Genomic DNA, 16,392 nt, shown 5'->3' with positions numbered 1-16,392 from the left:
CAATACACAACCAATGCCGCTCGGATGCTAAAGCAGCTATCAACTCAAACCAATGTGTGTAGTTTTAACATATTGAAAACAACTCAGCGCGAAAAGCAATTTATTTTCTCTGCGATGCCTTCTTCTATGTTCCTACAACGCAGAGTATTTGGGTTAAAAGAAACGCTTAAGGATTTGCCTGAACAAGTTTCAATTTCAAAGTTACTCGCAAATAAGTACACCTTTGCCACTCTTACATCTACTAGTTATCAAGAACTTGATAGCATGCTGGCCATGTACCAACATCAAATCATGCCCATAATTGGTGCAGGTGATTTTTCCCGTTTAGCAAAACTACTCTTACACAAGCGTGTTGATATGATCATTGACTATGACATGAGTGTTAAACACTTTTTAACACCGCAGCAATATGCTGAACTAGATAGCCGTGAGATCATAGAATACCCAGAGTTCAATAGTGGCTACTTTGCCTGTAGCAGAACCCAAGTTGGCGCTGAAGTGATTGAGCAAATAGATGCACTCATGCAAAGTGCTAAAATGCACCAACCCATCAAGCAGTATCACTATGCTAGTTTTAAACCTGAAGTAGCTGCACGAATTATGACTATTTATAAGACCTATTATAAACCAGATACTTATAATGATTAATATTACTTATCGACAAAATAAAGCAAAAACAACTTCCAACCAAATGATTTTAAAATAAAAGATTTTTATTTCAGAAAGCAATTAGGTATTCGTATTAAAGGTTTATCGTTCAATGCTGGTTCGAAAACAGCAAGCCCGACAAAATACGTCAGTGCAATTGAAGCATGCAATTTAGTCATTAAGCAAATGACATTGAGCACACTCGATATTGGCGGCGGTTTCCTTGTGCCTTATAGCAAAGACCTACTGCCTATTGATGAGTTTTGTTAGCCAATTAACGATGCATTAGCACAGCTAGCAGAAACCGTGCGAGTAATTAATTGGCGAACCTGGCGTTTTATTGTGGCAAGTTGTGTAACCAGCTTAGCATCAGTGATGGGCCAAGCAATCCGTGAAGAACAAACCTTGGTACTATTTAGATGACAGTATTTACGGTTCACTCAGCGGTTTAAGATTTGATGAAGCACCATACAATAAAACAACATGGGGAGCGCGTTGGATCTATTTTAGCACGGCCAACCTGTGACAGCATTGATGTTGTGAATGATACAATTATACTACCAAAATTAAACAATAGGAGTTTGCTCATCAGCCGTATGATGGGTGCATATACTGCAACAGACTTTCATTTTTTTAAACCTGCTGAGGTTGTAGTGTTGAATGCACCGGTTCACAGCCAAGTACTGACTGGTTATTGGCAAGCTCTTGTTTCTTTAGCTATAGATACATTGCCTTGGACCTATATATCTAAAACTGCAGTTGTATATTACTGCGGTTATTTTATACCTTAAAGGCATAGCTAGTAATAACAATGTTCTAATTAACAAAACAATAACATCAATTTCTTAACAAGAATATTGATTCTACCGATTTAAAAACCATCCCAGAAATAATTTTACCCATTAAAAACAAAATGATAAGGGTGCATTACTTTATTATTTAGCCCTTTTCTCTGACACTATAGTTACCCACCAATCATAACCATTATTTAATAAATAACATTAATAAACACTGAGTAAAACCATACACAGCCGTCAATAAATTTACATTACAAAATCATTAAAGCTAAACATTTACTTTATTAACACTTGTGTTATTTTAATTAATGAAATGTGTATTAATTTCTAATAAAAATATTTAGGGAAAATATAAATGAAAAAATTCAACAAAAAATTACTAGCAGCAGCTGTCGCTGCAGCAGTTAGCATTTCGAGTAATGTATATGCCGCTGATACAGGTGGTTTAAAAATAAGAGTGACGGATAAACAAGGCCAGCCTGTAGCAGGTGCAACTGTATCTGCGAAATCTCCTGAAAGTTTAATTGGTAAGCAAGCTGTTTCAGATAGTAATGGTTATGTTTCATTACGAGGTTTAGACCCTTCAAGTCAATATGTTATTGATATTACCGGTGCATCGATTCAGCCCTTTGAAGCAAAAAATGTTCGCGTTATTACTGATAAAAATTTAAATTTGAATTACGCCGTTGACACTGGTAATGGTAACAATGACATTGAAAAAATAGTTGTTTCAGGACGTGCAGTTACTGCAATCGATACAACGTCGTCATCTACAGGTCTAGATGTAACGCTAGATATGACTGAATCACTCCCAACAGGCAGAAACTTTCAAAGCTACTTACAGTTAGTCCCTGGCGTTAAACCTTCAACAAATGGTAATCCATCATCTAAGTCAGGTGTGAACTATGTTGATATAGGCGGTGAAGCGGGTAGTTCATCTGATAACGTTTATTATATTGATGGCGTAAATGTTACTGATAATGCGGACGGTACAGCTGGCGGCAATATAAATTCAGAAATAATTCAAGAGCAGCAAGTTTTAACTGGCGGTATTGAAGCTAAATATGCTGGCGGAGCTGGCTTAGTATCTCGTGTTATAACTAAATCGGGCGGTAACGAGTTTCATGGTTCAATAAACTACTACTTCCAGAATGATAGCCTTGTTGGTGATTATGACAATGAATCAAAAAGTAAAAATAAGTTTTCGACCTATGATACTGCTATCACGCTTGGCGTGCCCTATTATTAAAGATAAACTATGGTTTTTTGCATCTTACCAGCTAAAAAACCGCGAAGACGATATAACGAATACAGAAACGGGTGAGTTTAGCCATACTGTAGAAGATGATACTGATTTAGGTTTTGGTAAAATCACTTGGCAGGCGACAGATAGAGATCGCCTTGTTTTCACTTACTTCAATGACCCAAGAGATTTATCAGGATCACGTTCAACAACAACCGTATATAACCGCCAAAGAACACAAAAAACTGGTGGTGACAATTATAAAATAGACTACTCTCATTCATGGGATGACTTTATTATTAATGCTGGGTATATGGAGCACGAAGCGGAGTTCTCTACTGTCGCTTTAGATAAATCAACACGCAGTGATATTGCTTTTTTAAGTACCTCACCTTCACAGTCACAAACAGATATTGGTGGTTTAGGTGCCGATACAATTCGTGAGCGAAATAAAAAAGCTGCTTACATAGATTTTACGTATTACTTAGACACTGACTTTGGTGATCATACTTTTGAGGCGGGCTATTCTGTAGAGACTAATGAGAATATTTCTAATAGTGTCTATAATGGTGGACCTCAATATAATTCAATAGCAGCATCAGACAGTGGCGTAACATTTGAAACATATGCGACGGGCCAATGGACGGGTGAGAAAGGATTAGCAGCGGCTGATTATACTCGTGTAGCGCAAGCTTTGAATGATAGTGGTAACTTACATGGCGCAGACCTAAATAATGATGGTGTTATTAGCGATGATGAAGTAAAAGCCATTGTTTTTGACAGTACTGCAAATAACCCTACAGGCGATGTAAACGCATACCAAATAGAGCAAGTTCAGCAAGCTACTTCAAAATTAGAAACCAAAGGCAAAATGGCTTTCTTACAAGACACTTTTACAATTGATAACGTAACGATAAAAGCAGGCTTAAGAGCAGAAAAATGGGATCATATTGCATCAACTGGTGAAACTATCTTTACTTTTGATTGGGAAGTTGCACCTCGCTTAAGTGTTATTTACGATATTTTTGGTGATGGTGACTCTAAAGTGTGGGCATTTGGTGGGCGTTACTACGACCCTCTTCGTACCGATATGACATCATTTGCTGGCAACCTCACAGGTTCAGTTCTTGAAGAAAGAGTTTATGTTAATGATGATTGGGTAACGTTTAGAACGCGCGGTGGTGCAAAACAGCAAGATGCATTTTTCTCGCCAAGTACAAAAACCCCTTATACTGATGAGTATTTAATTGGTTATTCTACTAACTTAACAGACAGTACGAACATATCAGTAACATATACCAAGCGAACTACCAAAGATATTATGGAAGATTATGACTTGAGTATTTATTCTGAAGAGGGCTACATGGCTGGTACAAGTCTTGAGTTGCCACTTTCTTATTTTGGTTACGATGAGAATCCAGGTTCAAACTACGTTATTGGTACACTAGCAGGTGCTAAACGAGATTATGAAGGTATTGAGGTCACGTTTAAAAAACTACGTGCTGATAACTGGTTTATGTTAGCGTCTTATACTCATAATGATGCTAAAGGTAACTCTAACTCAGATGGTAATGCTGATTTCCAAGGTGACTGGGAAATTCTAGATCCAAGAGCACCGAACATGTACGGTAAGCAACCTGGTAATGTAGAGCATCAATTTAAGTTATTAGGTACCTACTATTTCGACAATAATTTTGAAGTGGGTGCTGTTTATAATTGGAACTCTGGTACCCGCTATAGTAAAGCACAACTGATTTCAGGTCGTTATTTACCTCTACAAGTTGATGAAGCTTATGAATTTGGCGGTTATGAAACTAACTGGGTGGCTGACAACTCTGTCGGTAGTGAGGTTACTCCATCATACGGAACATTGGATATCCGCGTTAAATATACTCATGACTTTGATCAATATAAAGCCGAGTTTTTCTTAGATATTTTCAATATTCTGGATGACCAAGCCACTACAGTTGAGCAAGGATTAGCGAGTGGTGATGGTAACTTTGCATTTGGTGAAGCAACTGATTGGGTAGAACCGCGCCGTTTTTATCTAGGCGCACGTCTTTCATTTTAACGCGTAGATTCAAAATAATGGCTGAGACATTAAAAAATTAATTCTTATAAAGTCATTATTTAAATTATTAGCAATTTTAAACCCCAATTTTCGATTAGAAAATTGGGGTTTATTATATAATTCAATTAAATAGCGGTTTATAATCATTCTCTAACTGTTCAAAAGACAGGTTACCTATAAAGCGACCAAAACTGAGCCAGGTTGCTAAGCCGCGTAGATCTTTAAAGTGCGGTGGCACAAACTTAGGATCTTCAATCACGCCTAAATCATGTAGCTGTGATATTAGCCTAAAGTCATCAATTGAAATCTTACCAACGAGTAACAGGGGCAGTTGGTCAATGCGGCCAAGTTGAATGGCGACACGGATCAAGTTATACACCAACACAAAACCTTTGATATAAGCAATGTCTTTAGTAAACGGTAAACCTGTAGCAGTACTACCACGGAAAACTCGTTGCGCAAGGGTGTAACTTTCATCTTTACTTAATCCTTGCGCTACATAGTCTCGGTAAATATCGACAAACTCAGCGCCGTCTATTACCTTAGTAACGGCTTGGATACGATTAACAAGCTTAGCTAAACGCCGTGGTGTTGATTTAAGGGTGATGATTTCCGTCAATACCGCAAGGCCTTCTTGGGTCACCGTTGAACTTGGCGTGCCTTTACTCAAACAGGTTAAATAAGGTTGTGCTAACCCATTTTGCGTGGTGCCAACATGGATCCAGCCTTCATGGACTTCTAGAATATCGAGCTCACGCTGTGAAAATTTCACATCTTGATTAAGTTTGATATTGTTCGCGCCAGCTGCCGCATCGCTTACTATGCCATCACTGATGATCACTTCAACATCAATACCAGGCATGCTGACGCTCACTTGCTCCGTAAGAATTTTAACCGCAGCATCGGCATCAATATTTTTTGGATCATCCGGTAAAATGTCCGCAGCAAGCAGGTTCTTAAGTGGCAGTTCAAGCATATTTGCAAGCTCTGACAACGATGGTTCACCCGCATGAAAAAGATCTTTAGGGTGACCAAACAGTTCTACCGACAAGTCATGAAACTCAGGCGTACCACGGTATTCAAGCATATTGAGCACTGTTTTATATTCAGCACACATTTTACTCATATATTGAGTAATTGGGTTGAGTTGCCCGAGCTGGCTAATGATATTACGGTTTAAATCAGAGAACGCTTGGCGCAACTCACTGGGCACAAACCCTAAATCACGTTGTTGATAATAGGCTTTATCGACCAAAGGGTTCTTTTGGCATTTTTGCCTAAAAAACTCTTCTTTTATGCTTTTATCCCAATTAATCGCATCTAAAATACGGATCGGTGTTTGCAGGGCGATCAATCTATCTGATAATTCGCGAGTTTTAAGTAATAACGCCTTATCTATCATGCTCTAAGCTCATTAATGAATGAGCCTAGAGCATAGGCTAGATTTACGCGTTTTCAAAGCAAATTATGGTGTATTTTGTAGATTGACTGAGCTTGTGAAATCAGTAATACGATTTATTATTTTACCGTCTTTGTAAACTAATAATGTCGGTACTTTACTGATTTCATTATTGATAAATAAATCATTACCATAATCAATTGTTAAAGGGTGACTCACGTTAAACTTCTCTTTGTATTCTGTCACAGCCGCTTGATCTGTCCATAGTTGGCTAATTCTTGCTTCACTATCTACCCCCTGCTTGGCTAACGTGTTCATTTGCTGTTGAGCTGCAACACAATTCTTTGCCATTTCCGGGCGCGTATCTGCTAAATACCAATCACACCAGGTTGCTGTAAAGAGCACCGCTTTTAAGCCTTGTGTAGGAATATCTAAAGCAATAGCTGCCTGCTTGTTTGCTTCATCTAACAAGCGTGTTTTTTCAACCACACCATCATGTGATAATAACCGCAATGTATTATCGAGCGCTTTATCTGCCTCGTGTCCTTGGAAAATAACTTTGCCCGTTTTATCCAGTAGCACATGAAAAGGTGTACCAATAAACTGATAATGTTGAGCCACCTTACCTGTATCATCCGTCATGATTGGCATGGTTAAATTAAAGCGGTTTTTCACCGCAGCAACTGCAGCGGGGCCGTCATTGAGATCAATATTGATTGCTATCGTATCAATCGTATCCCCATATTGTTCATAGGCATGTTGAAAATGCGGCATCTGCTGCATACACGGTTTGCACCAGGTCGCCCAAAATTTCAAATAAACAGGTTTGTTACCAACAATTTTGCTCAGCTCGAATAACTCACCTTGTTGATCTTTTAACACTAAGTCCTCTTCATTTGCCAGCACGTTGTGAGAGCTTATAAAACACAAAACCAACAGTAGCAGCGTAGTATAATTAAATTTCATCGTTGTTCTCCCTAAAATAAATACACTTTAGCATGATGGCTAAATACCCTGATTGTAATTTTGCGACATAGCAAATTTTTTTCAGGCATTTATTATCACATACTATAAACTTAATATGACTTGGTTTCGTATTATCGATTGATAAACGTAATATTGGAGTAATTATGAAAAATGACATTGAAACAAAAGAGATTTTGTCAGTTTACGAGCATATTATTCAACATGGTGAAGCATGCGAGGATGGCAAGCATTATCAAGGAGTAACTGCATTTTCAGATATTGACGGCTACACCATTTATCTCAAGGGTAGCGGCGTGCAATTACGGTTTGGTTTTCATAATACTTATCATCTCGATTATGAACATGACAAACACAAAGATGACTTTCTCAAAAAGATAGAAAATATACTTAACGAAGTGTAAATATGAGTTTTAACAGAGTACGCCGTCAGCGCTCATCGGCCTGTTATAACAAGCATACAGATTTTATATCTAAAGTGGTTTCATCATTACGTGCTGATCCTTGCAAACTTGGTATTATTAAAAGTAATCTTGACGAGTATCGTAAGCAACGATTTCTTAAAAAAGGCTTTTTAACTGCAATTGAGCGATTCGACTGGGTATTCGAAGCATCCGATGATATAGAAGACATCTGTCAGCAAATTCTCGCGGATGACTATATAGGCAATCGCTTGCGTCGCTATCCGTTATTGTTCAAAGGTATTGTTGAATAAAATCAGTCGCTGATCGTACCTAAATGGTAAACCACCGTTTATAGATGATACTCAAGCTTAAAAATGATAGATTGCGGCAATTTATTATTTTAAGAGTCTTGCAATGTCAGAAGCCGTCGACAAAGCCAACTCAACCAATGAAGCTAAACCATCGGGATTATTTAACCGATTTTTAGCCTCTGTTGAGTTTTTGGGGAACATGCTACCCCACCCTATCACTTTATTTGCGTTATTTTGCGTAGCCATTATTTTATTCAGTGGCATCGCTGATTGGTTTGGTTTAAGTGCGATTGATCCTCGCCCAGTTGGCTCTGCAGGTCGTGAACCTGATGGAGTAATTGAAGTTGTCAGCCTACTAAGTGCTGAGGGATTACAACGTATCGTAACAGGACTTGTTACTAACTTTACTAGCTTTGCCCCTTTAGGCACAGTACTTGTGGCTTTATTGGGTGTTAGCGTTGCTGAACACTCAGGGTTACTTTCTGCGGCAATGCGTGGCATGGTGATGGGCGCCTCAAAGCGTTTAGTCACCTTTATGGTCGTATTGGCTGCTATTTTATCTAATACCGCATCAGAGCTTGGCTATGTGGTGCTCATTCCGCTGGCAGCGATGATATTTCATAGTTTAGGCCGTCATCCACTCGCTGGTTTGGCTGCCGCTTTCGCGGGTGTTTCTGGTGGCTATAGCGCTAACTTATTACTTGGTACAATCGACCCGCTACTTGCAGGTATCACCACACCAGCGGCTCAAATGATAGATCCTACATATCAAGTAGGCGCTGAAGCAAACTGGTATTTTATGATGATATCGGTGCTGTTAATCGCTGTATTAGGCACTTGGGTTACTGAGAAAATTGTCGAGCCACGATTAGGGAAATACAACCCAGACGAGGCCAGCGCCGATCTAGCAGAAAATAATATAGAAGGCCTCACAGCCAAAGAAAAATCTGGCCTAAAATGGGCTGGTGTATCGTTATTATTAGTATCGCTCTTACTAGCGTGGACCATTATTCCAGCCGATGGCATTTTGCGTCATCCTGAAACGGGGGAGTTTGCCCACTCGCCATTTTCAAAAGGGATCGTAGTATTTATCTTTATTACCTTTGGTATTCCAGGTTTCGTCTATGGTCGCGTTGTTGGTAGCATGAAAAACGACAAAGATGTGATCAACGCCATGAGTAAAAGTATGAGCTCAATGGGCATGTACATTGTATTGGTATTTTTTGCCGCACAGTTTGTAGCGTTTTTTAAATGGACAAACCTAGGCACTATTTTAGCGATTAATGGTGCAGCCATGTTGCAAGCATTAAACTTAACAGGCCCAGAAGTGTTTGTTTTGTTTATATTAATGTGCGCAGTTGTAAATCTAAGTTTAGGTTCATCGTCTGCACAATGGGCAATAACGGCCCCTATTTTTGTACCAATGTTAATGCTAATAGGCTACGCCCCAGAAACCATTCAAGCAGCTTATCGTATTGGTGACTCAGTCACTAATTTGATCACCCCAATGATGAGTTATTTTGGCTTGATCCTCGCGGTAGCAACAAAATACAAAAAAGACATGGGCATAGGCACTCTTGTCGCCACAATGCTGCCTTACAGTATGATCTTTTTTGTCGGGTGGGTTGCTCTGTTTTACTTGTGGGTGTTTGTATTTGGTCTGCCAGTAGGGCCAGGTTCGCCAACTTACTATACGCCATAAACCGGATTAACATTTAATGCCAGCACTTGCTGGCATTATTCATTCAGCTATTTGTTTTACTCTATAAAAAATCTACACTGTAACTAATCTAACTTACCTAGCACACTATGCCTTGCTCGAAAACGCTACTCATTCTAGCAATTACCTGCACGCCATCAACGCTTTTTGCGAACCCGACTAAGCAACTCGAATCCGCATTTGCAACGTCATTAGTTTTTACCGATGGTGACAGCATTACTTTAGGCTACGGAAATTTTGATCCTAATAAGTTTATTAGTCCACACCACAATGCAGCAAATGAAGTTGATTCTCTGGGTTTACGCAACCAACTCAGTGTATACGCTATTCCATTTGACTGGGCCTTGACTAAACCAGTTTTAGGCTATCAAACGAAGTTAGTCACCCAAGTCAGTTACCTACACCAAAAACAAAGTGTACATACCTTTGCTGACACATTACCTGATCTTAACTCTGAAATCATGCAAAGTGCCAAAATTGGCATTAGTTTTAAAAAACCGATTAGCTCAAAATGGTTTTATCAAGCTAGTTTTAATAGCCACTATATGCATTATCAAAATGACTATGCATATTTAAGTGAACAAAGTGAACGGCTGTTAAAACCACTTGTAGAAGGAATTTATACCAATGTGCAAAGTAATGCGGTAATTTTTAACCCGAATATATCGTTAATCTATCGTTTGCCCCGCGATTGGGGCTACTATGAATACAAACTCAACGTTAATTATTATTATGGCTGGGCATTGTCCCAACCTCAGCAATTAAATTCGATCAATCCAGAAAGCTGGCAAACCCAAAATGGCATAAAAGCTACCTTTAATATGTTTAAGTTTTATAACTTCCAGCAATCATTTTATGTCAAAGCACAACGTATTGATTTAGGTGCGGATAGTCAAAAACCGCTTGGTATAGATCATTTTTATGAATATGGTTTTGACGTATTATGGGATGTAACGAACTGGACCGATTGGTTCGAAAACTTTGGCATAGGGATAAATATTAATAATGGCAGCAAGTTAGATGGCGGCAGTATTGTATTTTATTTTAATGAGCTTTAACTTACTAAAATAAAAGTAATTGCATATTTTTTCTTACACTATAAAATACCTATAATATTGACATGGAATGTGAATACTTTGCGTACAACACGGTTTTTACGCAATGCCTCATAATTCCATTTATAAATTAAGAGGTGCTAATGTCACTCATCGATAAACTCCAATCTTTTAGCGTGAAAATTCAGCCTTTTTTAGATAAATTTGGCGCATATAAAGTGCATTTGTGTCCTGAGGTAAAAGGCCGCTTAACCAATAATGGTGAACCATTAGTCAATGTGAAAATTGAGCGCGGATTATATTTTAGTGATGGTAAAGCAAGAAAAGATAATACATATACCGATTCTCAGGGTAACTTTAATTTTCCTTGTTGGGAAATACGCTCTGATCAGCCTGGTATTCCGCTCGCCGAAATTCGAACAGGCCAAATGGTGAAGTTCGCGTATGAGAAACGAGAGTATTTACTTTGGGCTGCGACTCTTCATAACATAAACCCTATAAAAGAATATTTACAGAAACTAAAAGAGCTTAATGGGGAGATCAACAATGAAGAAGTTTTTTTAAATTCGATAATAAAGCTAATCCAAATATATTACTTTCGGCTACTTCTATTTGTAGATGGGATAAAGACTTTAGGGTCATAGATCCACAACTTATTGTTGATGAAGTTAATAATTTAGAATAAAACTCTGTATTTTTAATTAAGGAAGATAAATATGATTTCATTACTACCAAAGCAAGCCGCACACTTTGCTAATATTGCGTACGCAACCGCAGAACATGGGGGATTAAAAACGTCTGCGAGCTTTCCTTTTCTAAGCCCCATATTTAGTTTTGAGGGTTTAAATATCACTGCGATAAGCGGCTCTATTTTAGAACGAATCTTCCGCCATCACACCCCATTTGGCTGTATAGCTAAAGGAAAAACAGGCGCGTTTAAAGATCATTATGTATTAGCATTACGTGGTACAGCAAAAATGCGCGATTGTATTACTGATTTACACTACGCTATAGCGATAGAGCCAAATCTAAGCAACGAGTTATGATTGTTTTGATTTTCTCACCAGCATTCTGTACCATAAAAGTAATTGCATATTTTTTCTTACACTATAAAATACCTATAATATTGACATGGAATGTGAATACTTTGCGTACAACACGGTTTTTACGCAATGCCTCATAATTCCATTTATAAATTAAGAGGTGCTAATGTCACTCATCGATAAACTCCAATCTTTTAGCGTGAAAATTCAGCCTTTTTTAGATAAATTTGGCGCATATAAAGTGCATCTGTGTCCTGAGGTAAAAGGTCGTTTAACCAATAATGGTAAGCCAATAGACTGTCAGCTAATTTCCAGAAGTCTTAACTTTTCCGATGGTAAAGCCCGTAAAGATTTTACTTATACAGATCATAACGGTAACTTTACATTTCCTGAAAAAACAATTCGCTCTGATCAGCCAGGTATTCCTTTTGCTGAAATATTTACCAATCAAATAATTTGCACAAATTATAATAGTCAAAAATATTTACTTTGGAGATCAACTTTAACTGATATTCATCCAAGGCATGAGATTACTTTCAAGCTTTCCACTTTGAATGCAGATATCACGGATGAACAAATATGTTTTAATTTCAAAAATACACTTCACCCTCATGCGCCATTTCGCGCATCCAGCATTGCTCGCTGGGAAACAGACTTTAATATTATTACATCTAACTATCTTAGCGATTTAATAGACAATATAACTGAAAAATAAGGACTATATTATGTCTTCAGGAATGACGACTTTACCACCAGCCGTTGCAGCGAGTTTTGCAGCTATTGCATATGAGACCCTATCTCAAGGCACAATGAAAAACTCAGAAATATATACTGATCTGGAAGCTAGATTTACGTTCAATTCATCAGCTGTACAGGGCATTAGCGGCTCTATTTTAGAACGAATTTTCCGCCATCACACCCCATTTGGCTGTATTGCAAAAGGAAAAACAGGAGCGTTTAAAGATCATTATGTATTAGCACTCCGTGGCACAGCAAAGATGCGCGATTGTATTACTGATTTACACTGCGGTGTAGCAACAGGGCCTAACAATCAAAGTGTACATGCGGGATTTAATCAAACTTTTAATTCACTTAAATCACAGTTAGAACAATATTTTTCACAAAACCCTACAGCGCCTGTTCATGTAGTCGGCCACAGCTTAGGCGGAGCATTAGCGAATTTAGCCGCTAATTGGCTAAAGCAACGCTTTAAAGTACCCGTAAAACTGTATACTTTCGGTGCGCCGCGTGTTGGGCTATTAAGTTTTGCAAGTCATACTGAGCACGCTTTACAAGGGGTATATCGCTGTGTGCACGCAGGTGACCCTGTCCCTATGGTACCTGTTTGGCCTTTTGTGCACACCACGGACGAATATATTTTAAATTCAGCACCGAGTATCTCTCCTGGCGCTCATAGCATGACTAATCCAACCCCTGGATATTTAAATACTGCATCAAAATACAAAAGCTATGCTGATATTCAAAAAGGATTTGAGTTACGTCACCAAGAAGCTACTCGTCTTGATTTTGAAAAACGTCATCAAGCTCACTTTTCTGTTCGCTGGGCTAAGAAAATAGGTGCCGCGCTGCTCGACTTTTTAAATAAAAAAGGTGTATTGCATTCGATACAAGCAAGTGTAACGGGCTTACTAACTATTTATGATGCTATTGCGACCTATTTAGCAAATGAAATTGAAACAACTCAAACCTATGCAGCAGAGGTGAAAGGAATAGTAGGTCATATGTATGTATTTTGTGGCCTACCCGCAGGGAAATTTATAGATTTTAGTTATCGCGGGATCCGCTTAATTTTTAAGAAAATGCTTACGAAACTCTCTCAATTAGCTAAATTTTCAATCGAAATGGCTAGCCATACTGCTCCTCTACTTGTATAAACTTATTGTAAGCCAGCATTACAATGCTAATGCTGGCTTATTTAAAATTAGTCATGTAATCAAAAAATTACAGCTGCCACGCATAACTGAGTTTGGTGAAGAAAGTTCGTTGATCTCGCTCTACACTCTTTAATGAATCGTCTTGGTAGCCTTTATCTGAATAGCCTAGGTAAAACAAGGTTTGTGCATTGATTTTATAGGAATAAACCAGCTGACTACCGTAATCTCGGTTTATGCTATTAACATTGGTATAGTAAGCGTTTTGATTACGGTCGATATCCTCAAACTGTAAAATCAATTTCAGCATCGAGCGCATGTTAAATTTATAATAAACACGTAAATCAGTCAGATTCGCAGTAAAAACATTATCACCTTGTGGGTTATCTAAACGGCTGTAACTGTGCTCCAGCTGCACTTGCCAGTGATCATTTATATCCCACGTCAACTCTGGCTCTATGGTAAATAAATCACCTAACTGCTCATTGCTGTAATCAATTTTACTGCCAAATTCACTGTAAAGCGTAATGCGTAAATCTTTAGTTGGACTAAAACCACCGTAGATATAACCAATGTTTTGGTTATAGAAATTACCATAATAACTCTCATTACGGTGGATCAAACCAAACTCTAAGGATGACTGTAATTGCCCTTTTAAAAAGATATAACCTTCATATTCTTCCTCAAGCAAGCTGCCATCTTGTGCCCAGGTTTTATCCCAATCCAGATTGTAAGAATATTCAGTTATCATCTCACTGGCATCTAAGTACCAAGTTTGCCCACCGCCTAATAACGCTTTTTTATAATCCACTTTTGCTTGATAGCCAACGTCAGTACGGTAATCTTCACCAATATCCTCATAACTAGCAAATAGCTTATAATCTCGTTTCTCACGGCTAAATTCGAGCATATAAGCTTGATCTGATTGATTGTTCTCTAAGCCATAATTATCGACTAAAAAAGCAGAGTTTTTAGTGTCTGAAGTTGCAACTTGGTACAACACACTATCGGTTTGATTAAACCAATAACTGCCATCCACAGACAATACAGTATTGTGATAATCATTTGCTTCACGGTGGGTGCTCATTACCCCTATAGTGCCTTGCTCACCAAGATCATACTGGTAACGCCCAATTGATGATTTTGATTTTTCAGCTAAATTAGCAAAGCCAGAGCCTTGGTTGGTCGGTAATAAAATACTGGTATTTTCATCATCAGCGTACAAAAACGCATAGCTATGTGCATCCGTTTTCCCGGTTATTTTAGCCCCTAAGTCTGGCTCGGCAATCGTACGGGTATAAAGTAGTTCGAATAGGCTACTTTTAAAATATGACGCACCGTCTAAAAAGAACGGGCGTTTTTCAGCATAATAAATAGAGAATGTAGTATTTACGTCTAACTCTAAACTGTCTGTCTCTACCTGCGAAAAATCTGGGTTAATGGTGGCATTAATAACCGCATCTTGGCTGATCCCCCAACGTAAATCGAGTCCAGCTTCAGTATCAATATCACCATTTTGCCAATCCCCAGGTACAGCCTCTTTTACATCATTACGAAGTGCGGTCAAGGTCGGTGTTAATTGAATATTTTTACTGGGCTCCATGGCATTAAAGCCTGTGATTTTATCAAACTGGCAAAAGCTGCATTTCACATCACGGTCAAAACCGACATTAGACAACTGATAAAGTACCTCACGCGGGTAATTACGCCACAGCGCAAATCCCCATGTCATATCAGCTTTATTTTTAGGAAAGCGCAGTGCTGTGAACGGAATACGCATTTCAACCACATAACCTTGTTCGGTTATTTGCCCTGCGCTATCCCAAATCGCATCCCATGAAGGGTCTTCACTCCAACCGTCGGTATCTGTCATGCGCATATCACCTTGCGCACCAAGCGGGTTTACGTAAAACTCATAACCTGTTCGTTCATCATTAAAAGTATCGATCATTAGCGCAACGTTATCATCACTCCATAAACTATCACGGTCGCGAAGTGCGGCACGAATTTGACTCGGATCATTATCATAAGCAACAAGGCCAACATATAAATAGTTGCCATCTTCGTAGATATAAGCATCCGTTTTTACCGGTGGCGTGCCTTTTTCATTGGGTTCATTTTGATAACGCAATGGCACTAGTGTGGCTTGTTGCCAATGAGGTTCACTCAACTGACCATCAAGATCAATACCTTGATCAATATGTGCTAAGCTAAAATGTTGCTTTTCAGAGGCTTGGCTCAGTTCACTAAAAAGTGTAGAAAAAGACAACAAAAAAAGAAGAGTACATGGCTTTATTATTAATTTTAGATACTGCATAAACATCCGTTTAAAATTTAAATTACTCTTAATGAGTAAATAAGCTCACGAATTGTAATTCACGCAGGTACATTTGTTAATAGTTTGAATGAAAATATATAACAATTATTATATATTTAGGAGGAAAGTATTAGGTTTCTATTAACTTTAGCTTATCAGCTACACCATTCCATGTATCCGCATCTGCAGGGGCTGGCTTTACCTCAGTAATTCTTGGCCAAACTAGGGCTAGTTCCGCATTAAGTTCGGTAAACTCCTTTTGCGAGTCAGGTAATTCATCTTCTTGGTAGATTGCCTCAGCAGGACATTCAGGCACACATAACCCACAATCAATACAATCAATCGGGCTGATGGCTAAAAAATTAGGGCCTTCATAAAACGCATCTGCTGGGCACACTGCTACACAGTCGGTGTATTTACACTTTATACAGTTTTCAGTGACTACAAATGCCATTTTTACGTTTGCCTAACATAGCTTAAATTACAGCAAAGGATCATACCCAACCAC

Annotated in this window: 17 protein-coding genes; 13 read left to right on the top strand and 4 right to left on the bottom strand. The window is 38.5% G+C overall.

The features are described 5' to 3' along the window. The first annotated feature begins 24 nt into the window (after nucleotides 1-24). The 5 genes from NDQ71_RS20455 to NDQ71_RS20435 all read left to right on the top strand — a co-directional run bounded on the left by NDQ71_RS20455 (nucleotide 25) and on the right by NDQ71_RS20435 (nucleotide 4,759). The gene (locus NDQ71_RS20455; protein WP_192543108.1) at nucleotides 25-648 is read left to right on the top strand and encodes a hypothetical protein; all 624 of its coding nucleotides are present in this window, start codon (nucleotides 25-27) and stop codon (nucleotides 646-648) included. Between the two features lie 54 nt (nucleotides 649-702). Then, on the top strand, nucleotides 703-918 hold the full coding sequence (locus tag NDQ71_RS20450) for a hypothetical protein (protein WP_367318024.1): 216 nt from the start codon (nucleotides 703-705) through the stop codon (nucleotides 916-918). 188 nt (nucleotides 919-1,106) lie between these two features. After that, entirely contained in the window at nucleotides 1,107-1,439 is a 333-nt protein-coding gene (locus tag NDQ71_RS20445) for a hypothetical protein (protein WP_301563041.1), read from the top strand. Nucleotides 1,440-1,800: 361 nt separating this feature from the next. Next, complete coding sequence (locus NDQ71_RS20440) at nucleotides 1,801-2,694, top strand: TonB-dependent receptor (RefSeq protein ID WP_301563040.1); 894 nt, start codon at nucleotides 1,801-1,803, stop codon at nucleotides 2,692-2,694. Beyond that, on the top strand, nucleotides 2,624-4,759 hold the full coding sequence (locus tag NDQ71_RS20435) for a TonB-dependent receptor (RefSeq protein ID WP_301563039.1): 2,136 nt from the start codon (nucleotides 2,624-2,626) through the stop codon (nucleotides 4,757-4,759). The genes NDQ71_RS20440 and NDQ71_RS20435 overlap by 71 nt, the downstream gene beginning before the upstream one ends. Nucleotides 4,760-4,880: 121 nt before the next feature. Here the strand turns inward: NDQ71_RS20435 and NDQ71_RS20430 are convergent, their stop codons facing one another. Further along, complete coding sequence (locus tag NDQ71_RS20430) at nucleotides 4,881-6,161, bottom strand: flavohemoglobin expression-modulating QEGLA motif protein (RefSeq protein WP_301563038.1); 1,281 nt, start codon at nucleotides 6,159-6,161, stop codon at nucleotides 4,881-4,883. Between the two features lie 63 nt (nucleotides 6,162-6,224). After that, on the bottom strand, nucleotides 6,225-7,124 hold the full coding sequence (locus NDQ71_RS20425) for a redoxin family protein (protein WP_064665025.1): 900 nt from the start codon (nucleotides 7,122-7,124) through the stop codon (nucleotides 6,225-6,227). Nucleotides 7,125-7,288: 164 nt separating this feature from the next. On the opposite strand from NDQ71_RS20425, the gene NDQ71_RS20420 reads away from it, so the two are divergent. The 8 genes from NDQ71_RS20420 to NDQ71_RS20385 all read left to right on the top strand — a co-directional run bounded on the left by NDQ71_RS20420 (nucleotide 7,289) and on the right by NDQ71_RS20385 (nucleotide 13,570). Beyond that, nucleotides 7,289-7,546: a DUF3081 domain-containing protein gene (locus NDQ71_RS20420; protein ID WP_064665026.1), complete on the top strand. Its 258-nt coding sequence runs from the start codon at nucleotides 7,289-7,291 to the stop codon at nucleotides 7,544-7,546. A gap of 2 nt (nucleotides 7,547-7,548) precedes the next feature. Beyond that, nucleotides 7,549-7,857: a hypothetical protein gene (locus tag NDQ71_RS20415; RefSeq protein WP_064665027.1), complete on the top strand. Its 309-nt coding sequence runs from the start codon at nucleotides 7,549-7,551 to the stop codon at nucleotides 7,855-7,857. 103 nt (nucleotides 7,858-7,960) lie between these two features. Beyond that, nucleotides 7,961-9,559: an AbgT family transporter gene (locus NDQ71_RS20410; protein WP_301563037.1), complete on the top strand. Its 1,599-nt coding sequence runs from the start codon at nucleotides 7,961-7,963 to the stop codon at nucleotides 9,557-9,559. A gap of 107 nt (nucleotides 9,560-9,666) precedes the next feature. Then, a complete protein-coding gene (locus NDQ71_RS20405; RefSeq protein ID WP_301563036.1) occupies nucleotides 9,667-10,635 on the top strand; it encodes a Solitary outer membrane autotransporter beta-barrel domain in 969 nt (322 codons plus the stop codon). 140 nt (nucleotides 10,636-10,775) lie between these two features. Beyond that, nucleotides 10,776-11,276 (top strand): DUF6795 domain-containing protein, encoded by a 501-nt coding sequence (locus NDQ71_RS20400; protein WP_301563035.1) that lies wholly within the window; start codon nucleotides 10,776-10,778, stop codon nucleotides 11,274-11,276. A gap of 72 nt (nucleotides 11,277-11,348) precedes the next feature. Next, nucleotides 11,349-11,678 (top strand): hypothetical protein, encoded by a 330-nt coding sequence (locus tag NDQ71_RS20395; RefSeq protein WP_192541451.1) that lies wholly within the window; start codon nucleotides 11,349-11,351, stop codon nucleotides 11,676-11,678. 163 nt (nucleotides 11,679-11,841) lie between these two features. Then, nucleotides 11,842-12,390, top strand: a complete 549-nt coding sequence (locus tag NDQ71_RS20390) for a DUF6795 domain-containing protein (protein WP_301563034.1) — start codon at nucleotides 11,842-11,844, stop codon at nucleotides 12,388-12,390. Between the two features lie 10 nt (nucleotides 12,391-12,400). Then, on the top strand, nucleotides 12,401-13,570 hold the full coding sequence (locus tag NDQ71_RS20385; RefSeq protein WP_301563033.1) for a lipase family protein: 1,170 nt from the start codon (nucleotides 12,401-12,403) through the stop codon (nucleotides 13,568-13,570). A gap of 67 nt (nucleotides 13,571-13,637) precedes the next feature. Here NDQ71_RS20385 and NDQ71_RS20380 read toward each other — a convergent pair whose 3' ends face one another. Both NDQ71_RS20380 and fdxA read right to left on the bottom strand, forming a co-directional pair. After that, nucleotides 13,638-15,884 (bottom strand): carbohydrate binding family 9 domain-containing protein, encoded by a 2,247-nt coding sequence (locus NDQ71_RS20380; protein WP_192541454.1) that lies wholly within the window; start codon nucleotides 15,882-15,884, stop codon nucleotides 13,638-13,640. A gap of 130 nt (nucleotides 15,885-16,014) precedes the next feature. Then, the gene (fdxA, locus tag NDQ71_RS20375; protein WP_192541455.1) at nucleotides 16,015-16,338 is read right to left on the bottom strand and encodes a ferredoxin FdxA; all 324 of its coding nucleotides are present in this window, start codon (nucleotides 16,336-16,338) and stop codon (nucleotides 16,015-16,017) included. Between the last annotated feature and the right edge of the window lie 54 nt (nucleotides 16,339-16,392).

This window comes from Pseudoalteromonas sp. KG3, assembly GCF_030436385.1.
Classification (GTDB): domain Bacteria; phylum Pseudomonadota; class Gammaproteobacteria; order Enterobacterales; family Alteromonadaceae; genus Pseudoalteromonas; species Pseudoalteromonas prydzensis.
Note: the sequence above shows the minus strand (reverse complement) of the source record. Positions and strands in the feature narration are given on the sequence as shown.